This window comes from Streptomyces sp. NPDC039430, from assembly GCF_055639435.1.
In genome coordinates, this window is sequence record NZ_JBVKAK010000024.1 from 1 (window position 1) to 15,747 (window position 15,747).

Genomic DNA, 15,747 nt, shown 5'->3' on the forward strand with positions numbered 1-15,747 from the left:
GAAACCAGACAACTACCTGGCCTTTCTCGGCCTTGCATCCGCTCTCTGCTGCTACAAACGGCTCCTCAAACTGACCATGTAGGACACGGTCTTAGACCACGGATTGACGGCGGGCTGGGGTGTCGGCGTCTCCACCGGGGCGGGGTGCTCGGCGGTGTGTCTTCCACGGGCGGGCAGCAGCAGCCGCAGCACCCACACCAGGGCACGGGCGATAACATCGCGCATACGTCGTTCAGCTCCTCAGAAAGCTGTTCGGTCGGAGCCCCGGCGGACCGGTCCTAAGCGGTCTGTCGGGGCGTTTCACGTTCGATGGTGATGAGAAGCCCCGCCCATGCGCCGGGGGTGACGCACGGACGGGGCCGCTGCCGGGGATGCTCAGGCAGAGCCCGCCTCCATCCCCCGCCCGTGCTGGCCGCCGTCCGTCCCCGTTGGAAGGGGGCGATCAGCACGGGGTTGTACCGTTCCCGCCGGGAAGCGCGAGGGCTGGGGCCCTGGTTCGGTTTTCAGCGGGAACGGAGTTCACGGGGTGTAGCCGGGGGCATTCACCACCACGCCCAATGCTCGGCAAGGGGCCCTGCGACGGGGAGCTTGTCGTGTTGCGGGTGTCGGCGGAGCAATCCCACGCAGTCGGTGACTGTGGTCTGGTCCCGAGATTCTTCGGCGGCCTTCTTCCTGGCTGTTAGTTCCGCGCACTTCGCGCACTCTCCGTCGCTCACTCTTCCCGGCCCTTTTTCGGTGGTGGACAGCCGAAGACGCTCTCGTAGAACGCCGCATCGTCCAGCTTCTGAAGATCAGTAAGAAGCAGTCGGGTATGCAACGGCTGTTGCTCTGCGAGTGCCTTCTCAATAGCTGTTTGCAGGGCACCGCAGCGCCGCTCAACTACTGCAAACTCTCTGACAGGATCGAATGGAGGTTTTCCGGTCACGACCAACGTCCCCCGTTGGCCTGGTGATTCTGCCTCTCCAGAAGGGGACGAAGGCGTTCCATGGTGGGACTGTTCGACCTGTCGTCGACACGTTCCGGCTCGTGGTCGCTCGTTCTCACCTGCGGTCGCTCGGCGCACGCGTCCCACGGACACTCACACGGAGGCCACTTGAGCGCCGACACGATCGGCGGGTTGCCGCCCTCAGGTACATCATGAGAACTCAGCATTCCTCACCGATCTCCGGCACAAGGCGATCAACAACGTTGTCGCAAGCCGTCGCAGTGGAAACCTCGCTGGCGTCGTAGAACCACCACGGGGCCCATGCCGCAGCGAGCCTCCAGAAGCCGCCGACCGCTATCAGCGCACACAACTCGTCGGCAACGCTCGTGGGTGCCCTTACTGGTGTCCCCTGGTGGTTCATGACCGCCCCGCCTCCTGAAGTGAGCTCGGCACGCTCTAGGCAACTTGACGACTACTCACAGCGCTACGCTTGTCACGGCGCGAAGACATAAGAGCCATAAGACCGGCTGTGAGGGGATGGGAACAGTGAGGGCACTGGAGCCGAACACAGCACTTGAACGGCTGTACCGCGAGAGCGGGTGGAGCATGCGCCAACTCGCCCAAGAGGTCAACCGCATCGGAACCGAACGCGGAACTCCTCTCAAGTACCAACAGCCGTCAGTCAGTCAGTGGCTGAAGGGACAGTTACCCAAGGAGGCGACGCGACCGATCATCTTGGAGGCGTTCGCCCGGAGGCTGCTCCGCCCGATCACACACGCCGAGGCAGGGTTTCCCGCGCCCCCGAAAGAGTCGAACGCCCATCCGGGTACGGTGGAAGGGCTGATCGACTTGGGGAGGCATGACGTGGATCCGTCCCGCCGTAGCGTTGTCGGAGCAACCCTATTCTCTGTCGCACTTACCGTCCCCAACTGGCCGGACGTTGTCGGTCGAATGGAAGCTGCCCAGACCGGAAAGACGCAACGCATAGGAATGGCCGAGGTTCAAATGGTTATCGCTATGACGGAGCGCGTATCCGAACTAGACGACCAATTCGGAGGTCGACATGCGCGGCCGATGGCAGCGGCATTCCTCTTGAACACGGTCGCGCCATACCTCAAAGCCGACGCCCCGGAGGAAGTGCGCAAAGCGATGATGTCGGCCGCCTCCGACTTGTGTTATCTCACGGGATACATGGCTGTTGATGAGGGGGTTCACGGGCTTGCCCAGCAGTACTATTTGAAGGCACTAGAGCTAGCTGGAGCGTCTGAGGACCATCTCACTTATTGCACCACACTGCGCGGAATGAGCGTCCAGGCTGTTGACCTAGGACACGGAAAGGCCGCAATGCGGCTCGCCAATGCTGCCGCAGCAGCTTCCCCGAAGGCCGGTCCACGAATGCGCGCGTTCCTTGCTGGGCAACAGGCTCATGCATCAGCGAAAGTCGGAGACCGCACTAACGCTCTTACGTATCTTCGGGAAGCCGAAGTGGCCATGGAGAAGGCCGAGTCACAAGCGACGACCTTCGGCTCTTACAATCCATCGTCGCTTACCTATCACGCCGGACAGGTCCGCTATGAACTAGGTGATATTCGCGGTTCGATCGAAGCGTTGCATGAGTCCGATAGACTACGACACCACTCCTTCAAGAGGAATCGCATTCGCTATCTTTCGATGCTCGCCGAACGCCAGCTCAAATTGGGTCATCTTGAGAACGCGTGCGAAACGTGGATAAAGGCTGTGGAAATCTATCCACAAGTACAGTCGGGACAATGCGATCAAAGCATCTCCAAAATGCATGCACACATTCGTCCATATCTCAAGAATCAGGCTGCCCGCAGCCTATATGAGCGCGCGCGCCTGGTTGCCCCCGCTTCGGTAACAGCCTAAAAACCAAGAAATCCCCCGTACCCGCCGCCCCGGTCAAGGGAGACGAGCACGGGGGCCCTGTGGAGCGGTCAGCCGTTCAGGACTCCGGTAAGGCGCGCGGCAGCCTTACCGCCGAACATGGCGAGTCCACAATAGAAATCAATCCGGGTTCGATAGACCGGCTTTTCGTGAGCCTCACCCAAATTGGTTGCCTGAATCCCGCCGTTGGTGAGACCGGTTACCCCGGTGTCCGCTTCGGAAGCGCCGAAACGGACGGCGTACATGTCGCTGGTCTCCTTACCGTCCTCACCAGTCGTAAGCGGGATCACTTCCGTACCGTCGAGATTCTGGCCGGCGTCCAGGAGGGGAATCCCGTTCCATGTGGGAGCAAGCTTTCCCCCGATCTCGCTCATGAGGAGTTCACTGCCGCCCAGTCGCCGGAATCCAGACTTGATCTTGGCGATTATCTCGCTGTTGGTATAGATGGCTCCGTTTGCTCCGCTGAGTCCGCGAACCCGACCGATCAGGGAATCCAGCGCATCAAAGAAGGCGTATCCATCCGCCACAGGGGACGTCCTCTCGGCGTCTATCACCTGTGATCCGATCAGTCTCTTTCGGAGACCGTCAAAACCCTTCGGGTTGACCATGATGTCACCGTTGAAGAACTGATCGGAGAAGTGAATTGATGCAGCCTTGATCTTCATGTGCGTGTGAATGGCGCGTTGCTCATTGAGATTGCTTCGCGTCTGGACAATGAACTTGTCGACATCCGCATCACCGCCGAGGATGGCAAGGGTTTCAATGCGCTGATTAACCGCGCCAACACTCTCCGGGTATGCCTCGTTCACAGCCCGGAAGGCAACACCCGGCAACTTGGACTCTTCGTTGTACCTGTACGCGCTCCCCTGAACGTCGATAAGCGGCAGCCGATCAAGGATCGGCGATTCCTGAATGAACATTTCGATTACGCCAAGCTTGAGCATGTCCTGAGTGAGCTTGGCTGATTCAGCGAGCGTAAGAGCCATAATTGATTCTCCTAGTTGTCTTCAATGTGGTTGACGAGTCGGTGATCAATCCCAGATATCCGAATCATCATCATCGGATTCCGGTGCTGTAATAGCGGCTCGCGCGCTCGGCGAAAGACCAAACTCCCGGATGTACCGGGCAAGCTGCGTCCGGTACTGCGCCGCAATTGTGGCTGCTCCGTTCTTCACCGTTCCGCGCTCTGCGGTCACCATGAGCCCGCGTTCCGAAAGGTCTCGCTCCGCCTGGTCGATACGGGCAACGCAGACGCACGTGTCCTTCACCGTGGTGTGGTCCACTTCGCCGATAGCGCCCACCGCTTCGAGGACGGGGACGATGCGGCGCCATTCCTGCGAGGCCACATCACGGCAGCGGACGTTTGCTGATTCGACAGCGGTATCGGGTGAAAATGGGAAGACTTCAACCCAGTCCGGTTCGGCCAGGATGGCGTGGGGAGCAACTACCCCTTCCGAGATACCTGCCTTTGAAGGATTCCCTTCGCGTGCCCACTGGATAGCGGGTCTTGGTCTGTATCTGTCGGCCATGCAATCTCTCTTTCTGGTCTTTCAGCGTTTCCAAAAATGGCCGCAGCTCCGGCGCGAGTTTTTTGCCTCCCCCACGTGCAATCTCAGGAGGGGAAGGGGGCACCCGCCCTGGTCAGAAAGGCGGACGCCGCTCGCCGGATTCACGACGGGAACGCGCTTCCGCAGCAAATCCGCCAGGTTGTTTGCGTGCGGTCTCGCGGTTATGGCACGACGTGCACAGCGGACGCAGATGTTTCGCAGCATCCGGATTTACAACTCCCTGCGCGATCAACTGCTTTCGCGACAGTGGGAAATGGTCGGCAACGGACGCGCCACGACCGCACAGCACACACCACGGGTTCGCGTACAGGTACGCGCGGCGGATACGCGGCCACAGGCGCCCGTACGCGCTCGTCCCCGGTGTCACACGCTGGCCGGTCGCTTCCCGCTCATGGGCCGCACACCGGCCTTCAGTGGTCAGCTCGGGGCACCCGGGGACACTGCAAGGGGGACGGGGTTTGCGTGGCATGGGGGCCACCTTCTGTCGAGCGGGAAAGTAAAACGCCGCACATTCGCCGTAGTTCGCCGATGGCAGTGCTCTGGCGAACGCGTCACGGCATCTGTAGGAATGACTGCTATGGCCCAGAGCGCAGAAACCAGAGAACCCCCGCAGTTCGAACTCCGCTGTGGCGGACTGCACTTGACGATCCAGCGCTTCCCCGTATGGATGGTCGCGCTCGTGACAACAAGCGTCGGAGCAGGCACCGCCTGGTGGACAAGCCGCTAGCCCGTCGCCCCAAACTCCGTGCCCGTCTTGAGCTGGTGGCAGTCGTGACACAGCACTTGCACATTGCTGTCTACGTCCTCGCCACCGAGGGCGAGCGGGCGCACGTGGTCCACGCCCACCCCGTCCGCGGGGAAGTCGCCCAAGCACCAGTCGCACCAGGCCGAGCCCCGTTCCTACACTCGCCGGCGGAGCCTCGCAGCAGTGTCCCGGCGGTTCGCCCCTCGCCTACCCTGTGCGCGTCGGGAACGGACACTCGGTCGCCCCTCGTACGCCCCGTGGTGAGCCTCGCAGCGGCCCCGATGGGTTGCGGGCTCGGTGCAGTCGATACAGCGCATGTGCGTCCCCCTGGTGGGTCGTTGTGGTGTGCCCGCCCCGAGACTCGAACTCGGGAACTCTGCGGAGTGCGTACGGATCACCCCGAGGGGGCCGGTACCGCGCATCTCTAGCCGTTGGGTCAGCGGGCTTGCACGTCCTCGCCGACACGGGGCCGGTCCGGACACGGTGGGGACCGCACGCGCTGACAACCCCTTTCGGCGCCCCCGGTCAAGGGGTGGTTACTGATGGGCGGTGCGGTCCCCGCGCGTTGCCTCACGACCTCAGCGGCCACCCGAGCAACGGGGGTGCGTGGTGCACGGGCAACGCTGAGAGAGCGCGGGTACTCAGTCCGCCGGTGTCTCCCTCGGGTGGGTGCGCGGTAATCCCGCTCTCGGTCCATGTGGAGAGCGAAGGTTTCCCGCGCCCTTTCGGACGGTCGGACCGTTCTCGCTCTCGGTATTAAGGGAGGGCGGAGGTTTCCCGAGCCCCGAGGGGCTTTGCGGGGCCGTCTCTGGTCCCCCTTCCACTCTGTACGGGAGAGCGAGGGTTTCCCGGAGTGCTAAGCCGTGGCGTTGTGCCGAACGGTGGCCCGGTCTCTCTTCTCTTATATTTTTTCTACGTGTTCTAAAAAAGTGGTGTAAACCGTCACTCCATCACCTCTCGCCCCGCTGTTGGTCAGTCGGCCGAGGGCGACCGGCGGGGCCCGGAGGGCAAGCAGCAGAGAGCCCCGGGCGGTCGTGGGACGTTCCGGGGCTGTCTCGGGCCGCACAGGGCTGTTACGCGGATTGCTCGAACTCGTCCGCGTGGGGCTCGGTCTCTCCTTGGTGCCCCAGTAGTGGGGACCGAAGGTTTCCCGAGGGGTGTCGGGGTGACGACAGAGACCCCGGTTTCTCTTCTCTATTGGTTTTTCTTGCTTTCCCTAAAAAGTGTCGAAGTTCGACACCCTCAACACCCTTTCGTTCCTCGCTGTGAAGCAGCCTCGTCCTACTGCGAGCCAGCAAGGGGCCCGGTACGGCGTGCTGCGGGCAGCAGAGAGCCCCGGTGATCACGGGGACGTTCCGGGGCTGTCTCGGGCCGCACAGGGCTGTTACGCGGCTTGCCCGAACTCGTCTGCGTCGGGCTCGGCGCCCTCGGGGGTTGCCCACACGATGGTCACGCGCTCGTAACCGTCGAACTTGCCACCCTGCTTGGGGGACTTGGTCACGGTCACGCTGTCGATGGCGAGGGCCAGGAGGTCTTGCCTCATACCGGGGTCAGCTGCCTCCCACACCTTCAAGGCGTGACCGTTGACGACGAACGAGACGTCGACCCGGGTGTCTCCGGTGAGTTCGCGGATGCGTTCCTCGGCAGCATCGAGGCGCTTTTCCGCAGCGACCTTGTGAGGGATGCGGTACCGCGCAGAGCGGCCGGTGTAGAAGTCTGCGGCATCGTCCGCATGGAAGGCGTCGAGTTTGGCTTGCGCGGCCTTGAGTTCCGCCCGCGCGTCCTTGATCTCCTGCGTCTCTTCGGGGCGGGTGAGTGCCTGCCAGCGTTCGGCAACGGCGATCATCAGTTCGTCGTCATCGTCCGCGCCGTGGAGACGTGCGGCCCACGCCTCAACGATGTACCGCTCCAACGGGGGACGGGAAGCAGACGCAGGCTTGTTGCAGGCTCCGCCACCCGAGTAGTACTGGCACTCGTAGGACCCGCCGCCGTACGACATTGCGTGCCCGCAGTCCGCGCACCGCAGCAGCCCGGTGAGCGGGTGGACCCGGCGCCCTGTCTGGGGCTCGGCGGTGTTGAACATCTGATGTCCGCTCACGAGCCGGCGGGCGCGTGCGGCGAGATCGGCGGGAATCATCTGCGGCAGGACATCGTCTGTGACGCAGCGGACCCGCTCGCCCATGCTGTTGAGGTAGTGCGCCGGGATCTTCCCCGCGTTCGTGAGGGTGAGCCACCCTTCGTAGACGGGGTGCACGAGGATGGCCCGGATGGTGGCACCGGTCCATGCCTTACCCGTGGCGGACACGATCCCTTCGGCGTTGAACGCACGGGATACGGCTCGCGCCGACATGCCCTCGGCGATCCCGTTGTAGATGCGCACGACTACCTGCCACGGCGTGATTTCCCGCTTCCTCTTGACCAGGCAGATGTAGGGGGTGTGGTCCGGGGAGAGCTTGCGCGTGGCGGGGTCGGCGACCAGGCCGAACGGGGCCCGCGCGAGCCAGCGTCCCTCGTTGCGCTGCTTGGCCTTGGTGCTGCGGACGTTGTGTGACAGACGCTGCGAGTACTCACGCGCGTTCTCCGCACGGTCGATGATCCATCGGCGGTCCCGCTCGTCCATGGAGTCAAGACGTTCGTAGTCGAAGATGACGCGGGCCTTGCCGAGGATCGGTACGACCGCTTCGGCGCCCTTGCGGCTGAACCTGTCGAGCGCGTACACCCACAGGGCCGGAACCTCACCGTTGAGTACGGCGTCCATGGCCGCGTCGTACTTCGGGCGCTTCACGTCCGACCAGGCAGACAGGTTTTCCTTCCACACCTTGCGGACCCGGTACCCGTTCTCGTCGGCCCATGCACGGCCCCGTTCTTCCTGTGCGCGGATGGAGAGGGCCCGTTCCCCCTCACGGACGACCTTGGACTTTCTGAGCAATAGGTCCACATGGGGCTGGTTGTCGAGTGTGCTCGGTACGTTGTCCATACCCTTACGGGAGAGCGAAGGTTTCCCGGTGCGCACCGCTGTAAGCATGTAGAACCCCTGTGACCTGCGGAAACGGTCCGCTACCCGAGCAAGTCCCAGAGTGTTGGACCTACTGGGGGAGGGGTCCCCGGGGAAGCTCCCTTGTTCCCGGGGACCGTTCCCGGCTTATTGGCCGGTGGGTGGTCTGCGCGGCAGTGGTGTGGGGTGGCCCGGCCTCGGCTCAGCGAGCCAGTGTGAGTGGGTGGTTGGGGGCGCATGCCCCGCTGGTGAGGACCCGTTGTCGGCTGCTCCTGTAGCCCAAGGCGGACGAGAGGGCCACTCGCCCCCTATGCCCCAGTTTGGCGGGCCTTTTGGAGGCTCCTTGGTCCGGTGAGGCGCCCTGTGTCCACTTAACCTGGCTCCACGACACATCACGGTCTCTCAGAGGCCCACTCACCGCCTCCCCCGTCACACCCGCCCCACCACCCACACATCGTCACCAGCGGGGCATGCGCCCCAACTACCCGCCCGCATCAGCTCGCTGAGCCGGGGCCGGGCCGCCCCACACCACTGCTGCGCAGCCCCGCAGGGCCCACCGAGCGGCGGTCGGCAACCGGACCCCCGCCACAAGGGAGCCTCCCCGGGGACCCCTCCCCCGGGCCGCCCCCCTCAAAGCTGCACTTGCGGTGGAGGGGCGGGAGTCAAGGGTGGGCGCAGCCCATCGGCTTGCCGACGCGACAAAGGAGCGCCCTTGACGCCCGACCCGGAGCCGCGACACTGAAACCTCAGGGGCGGCCCCCACCCGCCATCAAGCGCACCGGGTGAGCCCGGCTACCCCTCGGTCCTCACCCGCCGCCGAAGCCCACCCCCACCAGCGGGGCATGCGCCCCAACTACCCACCCGCATCAGCTCGCTGAGCCGGGACCGGGCCGCCCCACTCCACTGCCGCGCAGGTCGACGCCCCGCAGGATCTGGGGCCAGGAGACATGCTCGCCTTCGCCGGGGACGCGCCGCACTTCTACCGGACCGGCGCCGGCGAAGTGGACATCACCGTTGTCTTCGCGTCCCCCATCAGCACCTGAGACCAAGGAAGACCGCTCATGAGCGCCACCCTCGCCATCACCCCCGCCAGCCGTTCCTTCATGAGCGACAACATGGCCGGGGCGTCCCCGCGGATAGTCCAGGCCGTCACCGACGCGGCCACCGGGCAGGTCCCGCCGTACGGCAACGATCCCTTCACCGACAGCGCCCGCCGCAGACTGAGCGAGGTCTTCGAACGGGACGTCGATGTCTTCCCGGTCTCCACGGGGTCCGCCGCCAACGGCCTGAGCCTGGCAGCCCTCACCCCGCCGTGGGGCAGCGTGCTCTCCCACCCCGACAGCCACATCAACCACGACGAATGCGGCGCTCCGGAGTTCTTCACCGGCGGCGCCAAGCTCGTCGGTGTCCCGGGCCCCGACAGCAAGATCGCTCCCGAAGAGCTGCGGATGGCGGTACGCCGCCGGGCCGGTGACGTGCACAGCGTGCAGCCGTCCGTGGTGAGCGTCAGCCAGGCCACCGAGAGCGGCAGCGTCTACACGCTGGAGGAGATCCGCGGCCTGTCCGCCATCGCCAAGGACGCGGGACTGCGTGTCCACATGGACGGTGCGCGCTTCGCGAACGCCCTGGACCATCTCGGCGCCACCCCGGCCGAGATGACCTGGAAGGCCGGCGTCGACGTCCTGTCCTTCGGCGCCACCAAGAACGGCGCGATGACCGCCGACGCCATCGTCTCCTTCGACCCCGCGCTCGCCACCGAACTCGCCTTCCGCGCCAAGCGCGCCGGTCAGCTCGCCTCCAAGATGCGCTTCCACGCGGCCCAGATCGACGCGTACCTCACCGACGGCCTGTGGCTGCGCAACGCCCGCCAGGCCAACGCGATGGCCACCCGGCTCGGCGACGGCCTCAAGGCCATCCCCGGCGCCGGACTTCTGGCCACGCCGCAGGCCAACATTCTCTTCTGCCGCCTGTCCCAGCAGGTCACCGAAGGACTTCTCGCCGAGGGCTACGCCTTCTATCACGACCGCTGGGAGCCGGGGATCGTCCGGTTCGTCACGGCCTTCTCGCACAGCGCCGACGACATCGACCAGCTCCTCGACGCGGTCCGCCGCCACACCCGCTGAACGGCGGCCGGCGGAAACGTCTCGGTCGCATCGCGGCCTGGTCCGAGGCGTCTTCGAGGCGTCACCTTGGACCGGTCATACGAACTGGCCGTCCGGGCCGATCTGTGCGGGCGGGGATGGCAGGCTTGGTGGATGCGTTCGCTTCCGCCTCACCCCGGCCCGCGCGTTTCCGGTGCCGCCGCCACCGCCGGTGCCCTCGCCGCCCTACTGCTGACGACGGCCTCAGCGGTGGTGCTCGGGCCCGCCGCCACCCCCGCCGCGGCGGCCGACGGGGCGCCCGACCAGAGCTTCACGATCAAGGACCCGAGGATCACCGAGTCCAGCGGTCTGGCCGCCAGCCGGGCCCACCCCGGCGTCTACTGGACACACAACGACAGTGGCTATGGGCCCCAGATCTATGCCGTGGACTCCAGGACCGGTGAGACGGTCGCGACGCTCACCCTCGAAGGCGTCGGCAAGCCCCGGGATGTAGAGGCCGTCTCTATGGGGCCCGATGGGAATGTGTATGTCGGCGATATCGGCGACAACCTGAACGGCACCTGGGATCACGTGTGGATCTACCGCTTTCCCGAGCCCGAACAGCTCAAGGACGCGACGGTGCGCGCCACGCAGTTCACCGTGAAGTACGCCGACGGGCCGCGTGACGCCGAGTCGATGATGGTCGACCCCAGGACAGGGCGGGTCTACATCGCCTCGAAGAACGAGAACGGCGGCGGCCTGTACGAGGGCCCGGCCGAGCTGACCTCGTCCGGGACGAACACCTTCCGGCGGATCGACGACGTGCCGTGGGTGACGGACGGGGCGTTCTCGCCGGACGGCAAGGAGGTGGTGCTGCGTTCGTACTTCGGCGCGCGTGCCTACGCGTGGCAGAACGGTCGGCTGGGTACGGAGCGCCGGATCAGCGCGCCGTTCCAGCGGCAGGCCGAGTCGGTGACCTACACGGCGGACGGCAAGGCGCTGATGTTCGGCACCGAGGGCGAGCAGAGCGGGGTGGTGCGGGTGGAGCTGGCCAAGGACACCGGCGACGGCCCGGCGTCCGGCGGCAACTCGTCTTCCGGTGGCGGGAGTTCCTCGTCAGGCGGGGGAGGGGACGGCGGGACCGCCGGCGGTGCGGGCGACGGCGGTAAGCAGGGGAATGCCACCCTCGGCGCGATCATCGTCATCGGTGGGGCCGCGCTGGTCTTCGCCTTCAAGCGCATGCGCCGGAAGGGCTGAGGCGGAGCGCCGGCCGTCTCGCGGCGCCCGTCGTCGCACATCGGCGGGCCGCCCCGCGTCGGCCGGCCGGTGTGAGCCGGCCGTCCCGGTTCGCGTCATCCCGCCGTGCCCTGCTCCGCCCTGCCCGGCCGCGTCGTGCCCGACTCTGCCGCGCGCCGCTCGACCAGCACCTCCAAGCCGTCGAGGATCCGCTGGAGCCCGAAGGCGAAGTGATCGAACTCGGGGCCGAACGCCTCCTCGGACAGCGAGGCCATGACCGGATACACCCCGCTGATCATGGCCTTCGACAGAACGGGCTCCTGCGCCTGCCAGAACTCCGGGTCGGTGATGCCCGACTTCTTCTCCGCCTCGACGGCATGGACGTGCGAACGGGCGACCCCGGTGACATAGCCCTCGATCATGATGATCACTGAGATCAGCTCCGGGTCGGTCAATCCCATGCCTTTGATGGCGGCGAGCTTCCGCTCCAGCCCGCTGACCGAGTTCGGGCCGAGGACCGGCCTGGCCTGGTTCACCGAGAGCAGCCAGGGGTGGCGCTGATGGAGCGCGAGCGCGGCGTGCGCCATCGCCTCGGTGGCGGCGCGCCAGCCGGTGTCGGCGGCGGAGGCGGGGACGGTGCCGGTGTCTGAACCGGACTCTGAGCCGGACTCTGAGCCGGGGGTGGGGCTTTCGGCCGGCGCGGCCGTCTCGCCCTGTACCTGGTTCAGCATCAGGTCGATCAGCTCGGCCTTGCCCGGCACGTACCGGTAGAGGGACATGGTGCCCGTGCCCAGCTCGGTGGAGAGCCGGCGCATCGAGACCGCGTCGAGCCCCTCGGCGTCGGCGAGCGCGACGGCGGTCGTGACTATCCGGTCGAGCGTGAGGCCGGGTTTGGGGCCACGGCTGGGGCGTTCGCCCGATCCCCAGAGGAGTTCGAGACTGCGCGTGACATTGCCGCTGCCGGTTGATTCCGTCGGTGTCATGGGCTCAGCGTAATCCCCTGGAAAGAAAATGGGTACGGTGTACTCTCCTGTGGGTACGCTGTACTCAATTGATCGATGGCTTGCCTTGGAGGGGCTGTGAGCGACCATGCCGTGTTGGCGGAGGCGATCCAGAAGAGGTACGGGGAGCGGGGAGGGAAGTGCGCGCTCGACGGCTTCGATCTCGCCGTGCGCAGAGGCACCGTGCACGGACTGCTCGGGCCCAATGGCGCGGGCAAGACCACCGCGGTCCGCGTTCTGGCGACCCTGCTGCGGTTCGACGGAGGGCGGGCGGAGGTGGCGGGCGTCGATGTGGCGCGTGATCCCCGGGGGGTACGGAGCAGGGTGGGTCTCGCCGGGCAGTACGCGGCGGTCGACGAGATCCTGACGGGCCGGCAGAACCTGGAGATGTTCGGCCGTCTCTTCCATCTGGGCGGGCGGCGGGCGGCGCTGCGCGCCGGTGAGCTGCTGGAGCAGTTCGATCTGGTGGAGGCGGGCGGCAAGGGGGCCGGCGAGTACAGCGGCGGGATGAGGCGCCGTCTGGACCTGGCCGCGTCGATGATCCTCGCCCCGCAGGTCCTCTTTCTCGACGAGCCGACGACGGGTCTCGATCCGCGCGGCCGCGGTGAGGTCTGGGACGCGGTCCGGGCTCTGGTGGCGGGGGGTACGACCGTACTGCTCACCACGCAGTATCTGGACGAGGCGGACAAGCTCGCCTCGCGTATCACGGTCATCGACCAGGGGCGGGCGATAGCTGACGACAGCCCGGCGGAGCTGAAGAACACCGTGGGCGGTGACCGGATCGAGGTCGTGGTGGCGGAGGCCGCGGACATACCGGCGGCGGTCGAGGTGCTGGCGCGGGTGGCCGACGCGGCGGTGGAGACGGATGACGCGGCCCGCCGGGTGCACGCGGTGGTGAGCGACCGGGTGGCCGCGCTGACGGAGGTGGCGCGCACGCTCCAGGACCGGGGGACGGCGGTGGAGGACATCGGGCTGCGCAGGCCGAGCCTCGACGATGTGTTCCTCCGGCTGACAGGGCGCCGTACGGACGCGGACGGGGGCCCCGACGCGAAGGGGGCCGGGGACAAGGGCCGGGACGTGGCCGCGGGTGTGAAGGAGGGGATGGCGGCATGAGTGTCGCGTTGGATCTGGAGACCGGGAGCGACTACGGAAACAGCCATGGCCGCGCGTACTGGGCGGTGGCCGACTGCTGGAACGTCGTACGGCGAGGGCTCACGCACTACCAGCGCCAGCCGGTCTACATCCTCTGGCAGCTGGGCTTCCCGATCGTCTCCGTGCTGCTGTACGGATATGTCTTCGGCAGCGCCATGAAGGTGCCGGGCGGGGGCGATTACCGGGAGTTCCTGATGCCCGGGATGTTCGCGATGACGATGGCCTTCGGCTTCATGAACACGGCGGCGTCGGTGGCCACCGACAGCAGCAAGGGGGTCATCGACCGGTTCAGGTCGATGCCGATGGCCCCGTCGGCGGTGGTCACGGGCCGGGGGGTCGGCGATCTGCTCACGGCCGTCGCGGAGCTGCTGATCCTGGCCGTGACGGCGTTCGTGATCGGCTGGCGGTGGGACAGCGGGTTCCTGGGCGCGCTCGGGGCCTTCGGACTGCTGCTGCTCCTGCGCTTCTCGCTGATATGGGTGGGGGTCTGGCTGGGGCTGCTGGTGCCCGGCCCGGAGGCGGCGGGGAATCTCTTCGTGGTCGCCTTCCCGCTCACGATGATCTCCAGCGTCTTCGTGGCGCCCTCGCTGATGCCGGACTGGCTGGGCACCGTGGCCGCGTGGAACCCGGTGTCGTCGACGGTGACGGCGACGCGGGAGCTGTTCGGCAATCCGGTGGCGAGCGGCGGCAGCTGGCCCGAGGAGCACGCCCTGCTGCTGTCGGTGGCCTGGCCGGTGGCGCTGACGGCGGTGTTCGTACCGCTGGCGGTACGGCGGTTCCAGCGGCTGAGCAGATGACGCGGAGGGGCCGGCGGCCGGGCGGATGAGGCGAGGCCGGGGGCGCATGCGACGGGCCCCGGCGCGGTGTGCGTGCGCCGGGGCCCGGGAAGCGAAGCCGCGGATCGTCGGATACGAACCGTCAGGGACGGCTCAGGGACGGCTCCGGGGCGGCAGGGTCGTCAGAGGCGTTCGATCACGTAGTCGATGCACTCCGTCAGCGCCGTGATGTCCGCCGGGTCGATCGCCGGGAACATCGCCACGCGCAGCTGGTTGCGGCCCAGCTTGCGGTAGGGCTCGGTGTCGACGATGCCGTTGGCGCGCAGCGTCTTGGCGACGGCCGCCGCGTCGATCTCGTCCGCGAAGTCGATCGTGCCGATGACCTGCGAGCGCTTCGCCGGGTCGACGACGAACGGCGTCGCGTACTTGGAGGCGTCGGCCCATCCGTAGAGCGTGCGCGAGGAGGTGGCGGTACGGCGCACCGACCAGTCAAGGCCGCCCTGGGAGTTGAGCCAGGTGAGCTGCTCGTTGAGGAGGAAGAGGGTGGCCAGCGCGGGGGTGTTGTACGTCTGGTTCTTCAGCGAGTTGTCGATCGCCGTCGGCAGCGAGAAGAACTCGGGGACATGGCGTCCTGAGGCGTGGACGCGTGCGGCGCGCTCCAGCGCGGCCGGCGAGAAGACGCCGATCCACAGGCCGCCGTCGGAGGCGAAGGACTTCTGCGGGGCGAAGTAGTAGACGTCCGTCTCGGCGATGTCGACCGGCAGGCCGCCCGCGCCGGAGGTCGCGTCGACCAGGACGAGCGACCCTTCGTCGGCGCCCGCGACGCGCTTGACCGGGGCCGCGACACCGGTGGAGGTCTCGTTGTGGGTGAACGCGTAGACGTCGACGCCCGCCTCGGCCTGCGGGTCCGGGTGCGAGCCGGGGTCGGCGGAGATGACGGTCGGGTCGGCCAGCCACGGCGCGAGCTTCGCCGCCTTGGCGAACTTGGAGGAGAACTCACCGAAGGAGAGGTGCTGAGACTTGTTCTCGATCAGTCCGTGCGTCGCGATGTCCCAGAAGGCGGTGGAGCCGCCGTTACCCAGGATCACCTCGTAGCCCTCGGGAAGCTCGAAGAGGCTCCGTACGCCCTCGCGCACCGCGCCGACCAGGTTCTTGACCGGGGCCTGGCGGTGGGACGTGCCGAGGAGCGAGGTACCGGTGGCGGCCAGCGCGTCCACCGCCTCCGTCCGCACCTTGGAGGGGCCTGCGCCGAAACGGCCGTCGGCGGGCTTGATGTCAGCGGGAATCTGGATATCGGCCACGGGCCGGAGCGTAGTCCCTTACGTCACACGGCCGAAAACCGTGTCCGTCGGGTGAGACACCC

Annotated in this window: 13 protein-coding genes; 5 read left to right on the plus strand and 8 right to left on the minus strand. The window is 66.6% G+C overall.

Features of this window, described 5'->3' with window-relative positions; translation table 11 throughout:
* Positions 1–51 precede the first annotated feature (51 nt).
* Positions 52–225 carry a hypothetical protein gene (locus ACZ7LS_RS34340; RefSeq protein WP_471066232.1) on the minus strand — a complete coding sequence of 58 codons (174 nt, stop codon included), beginning with the start codon at positions 223–225 and terminating at the stop codon, positions 52–54.
* A 487-nt stretch (positions 226–712) separates the two neighbouring features.
* Positions 713–925, minus strand: a complete 213-nt coding sequence (locus ACZ7LS_RS34345) for a hypothetical protein (protein ID WP_365748023.1) — start codon at positions 923–925, stop codon at positions 713–715.
* 537 nt (positions 926–1,462) lie between these two features.
* Between ACZ7LS_RS34345 and ACZ7LS_RS34350 the strand changes: the two genes are divergently transcribed.
* Positions 1,463–2,812, plus strand: coding sequence for a tetratricopeptide repeat protein (locus tag ACZ7LS_RS34350; protein ID WP_385136533.1), 1,350 nt, complete (start codon positions 1,463–1,465; stop codon positions 2,810–2,812).
* Between the two features lie 68 nt (positions 2,813–2,880).
* On the opposite strand, the gene ACZ7LS_RS34355 is transcribed toward ACZ7LS_RS34350, so the two are convergent.
* The 4 genes from ACZ7LS_RS34355 to ACZ7LS_RS34370 all read right to left on the minus strand — a co-directional run bounded on the left by ACZ7LS_RS34355 (position 2,881) and on the right by ACZ7LS_RS34370 (position 8,120).
* Complete coding sequence (locus ACZ7LS_RS34355) at positions 2,881–3,816, minus strand: major capsid protein (RefSeq protein WP_385136536.1); 936 nt, start codon at positions 3,814–3,816, stop codon at positions 2,881–2,883.
* Positions 3,817–3,861: 45 nt separating this feature from the next.
* A complete protein-coding gene (locus ACZ7LS_RS34360; RefSeq protein ID WP_385136539.1) occupies positions 3,862–4,359 on the minus strand; it encodes a phage terminase small subunit P27 family in 498 nt (165 codons plus the stop codon).
* Positions 4,360–5,121: 762 nt separating this feature from the next.
* A complete protein-coding gene (locus tag ACZ7LS_RS34365) occupies positions 5,122–5,268 on the minus strand; it encodes an HNH endonuclease (protein WP_385136541.1) in 147 nt (48 codons plus the stop codon).
* A gap of 1,259 nt (positions 5,269–6,527) precedes the next feature.
* Positions 6,528–8,120, minus strand: coding sequence for a recombinase family protein (locus ACZ7LS_RS34370; RefSeq protein ID WP_385136544.1), 1,593 nt, complete (start codon positions 8,118–8,120; stop codon positions 6,528–6,530).
* A gap of 1,079 nt (positions 8,121–9,199) precedes the next feature.
* On the opposite strand from ACZ7LS_RS34370, the gene ACZ7LS_RS34375 reads away from it, so the two are divergent.
* Together ACZ7LS_RS34375 and ACZ7LS_RS34380 are read left to right on the plus strand one after the other, a co-directional pair.
* Positions 9,200–10,261, plus strand: coding sequence for a threonine aldolase family protein (locus ACZ7LS_RS34375; protein WP_382877415.1), 1,062 nt, complete (start codon positions 9,200–9,202; stop codon positions 10,259–10,261).
* A 132-nt stretch (positions 10,262–10,393) separates the two neighbouring features.
* Positions 10,394–11,476, plus strand: coding sequence for a WD40 repeat domain-containing protein (locus ACZ7LS_RS34380; RefSeq protein ID WP_382527270.1), 1,083 nt, complete (start codon positions 10,394–10,396; stop codon positions 11,474–11,476).
* A 95-nt stretch (positions 11,477–11,571) separates the two neighbouring features.
* On the opposite strand, the gene ACZ7LS_RS34385 is transcribed toward ACZ7LS_RS34380, so the two are convergent.
* Positions 11,572–12,438, minus strand: a complete 867-nt coding sequence (locus ACZ7LS_RS34385; protein ID WP_385136548.1) for a TetR/AcrR family transcriptional regulator — start codon at positions 12,436–12,438, stop codon at positions 11,572–11,574.
* Positions 12,439–12,513: 75 nt separating this feature from the next.
* Between ACZ7LS_RS34385 and ACZ7LS_RS34390 the strand changes: the two genes are divergently transcribed.
* Both ACZ7LS_RS34390 and ACZ7LS_RS34395 read left to right on the plus strand, forming a co-directional pair.
* On the plus strand, positions 12,514–13,569 hold the full coding sequence (locus ACZ7LS_RS34390) for an ATP-binding cassette domain-containing protein (protein ID WP_385136551.1): 1,056 nt from the start codon (positions 12,514–12,516) through the stop codon (positions 13,567–13,569).
* On the plus strand, positions 13,566–14,405 hold the full coding sequence (locus ACZ7LS_RS34395) for an ABC transporter permease (protein ID WP_382666693.1): 840 nt from the start codon (positions 13,566–13,568) through the stop codon (positions 14,403–14,405). Before ACZ7LS_RS34390 ends, ACZ7LS_RS34395 begins: the two co-directional genes overlap by 4 nt.
* A gap of 161 nt (positions 14,406–14,566) precedes the next feature.
* On the opposite strand, the gene serC is transcribed toward ACZ7LS_RS34395, so the two are convergent.
* Positions 14,567–15,685: a phosphoserine transaminase gene (gene serC, locus ACZ7LS_RS34400; protein ID WP_382527258.1), complete on the minus strand. Its 1,119-nt coding sequence runs from the start codon at positions 15,683–15,685 to the stop codon at positions 14,567–14,569.
* Between the last annotated feature and the right edge of the window lie 62 nt (positions 15,686–15,747).

Excerpts from the sequence above, each read along its gene's own strand:
- ACZ7LS_RS34370 (WP_385136544.1), bottom strand. The coding sequence starts at position 8,120 with ATGGACAACGTACCGAGCACACTCGACAACCAGCCCCATGTGGACCTA.
- ACZ7LS_RS34350 (WP_385136533.1), top strand. The coding sequence starts at position 1,463 with ATGGGAACAGTGAGGGCACTGGAGCCGAACACAGCACTTGAACGGCTG.
- ACZ7LS_RS34340 (WP_471066232.1), bottom strand. The coding sequence starts at position 225 with ATGCGCGATGTTATCGCCCGTGCCCTGGTGTGGGTGCTGCGGCTGCTG.
- ACZ7LS_RS34395 (WP_382666693.1), top strand. The coding sequence starts at position 13,566 with ATGAGTGTCGCGTTGGATCTGGAGACCGGGAGCGACTACGGAAACAGC.
- ACZ7LS_RS34360 (WP_385136539.1), bottom strand. The coding sequence starts at position 4,359 with ATGGCCGACAGATACAGACCAAGACCCGCTATCCAGTGGGCACGCGAA.
- ACZ7LS_RS34385 (WP_385136548.1), bottom strand. The coding sequence starts at position 12,438 with ATGACACCGACGGAATCAACCGGCAGCGGCAATGTCACGCGCAGTCTC.
- ACZ7LS_RS34375 (WP_382877415.1), top strand. The coding sequence starts at position 9,200 with ATGAGCGCCACCCTCGCCATCACCCCCGCCAGCCGTTCCTTCATGAGC.
- ACZ7LS_RS34380 (WP_382527270.1), top strand. The coding sequence starts at position 10,394 with ATGCGTTCGCTTCCGCCTCACCCCGGCCCGCGCGTTTCCGGTGCCGCC.
- ACZ7LS_RS34355 (WP_385136536.1), bottom strand. The coding sequence starts at position 3,816 with ATGGCTCTTACGCTCGCTGAATCAGCCAAGCTCACTCAGGACATGCTC.
- ACZ7LS_RS34390 (WP_385136551.1), top strand. The coding sequence starts at position 12,514 with ATGGCTTGCCTTGGAGGGGCTGTGAGCGACCATGCCGTGTTGGCGGAG.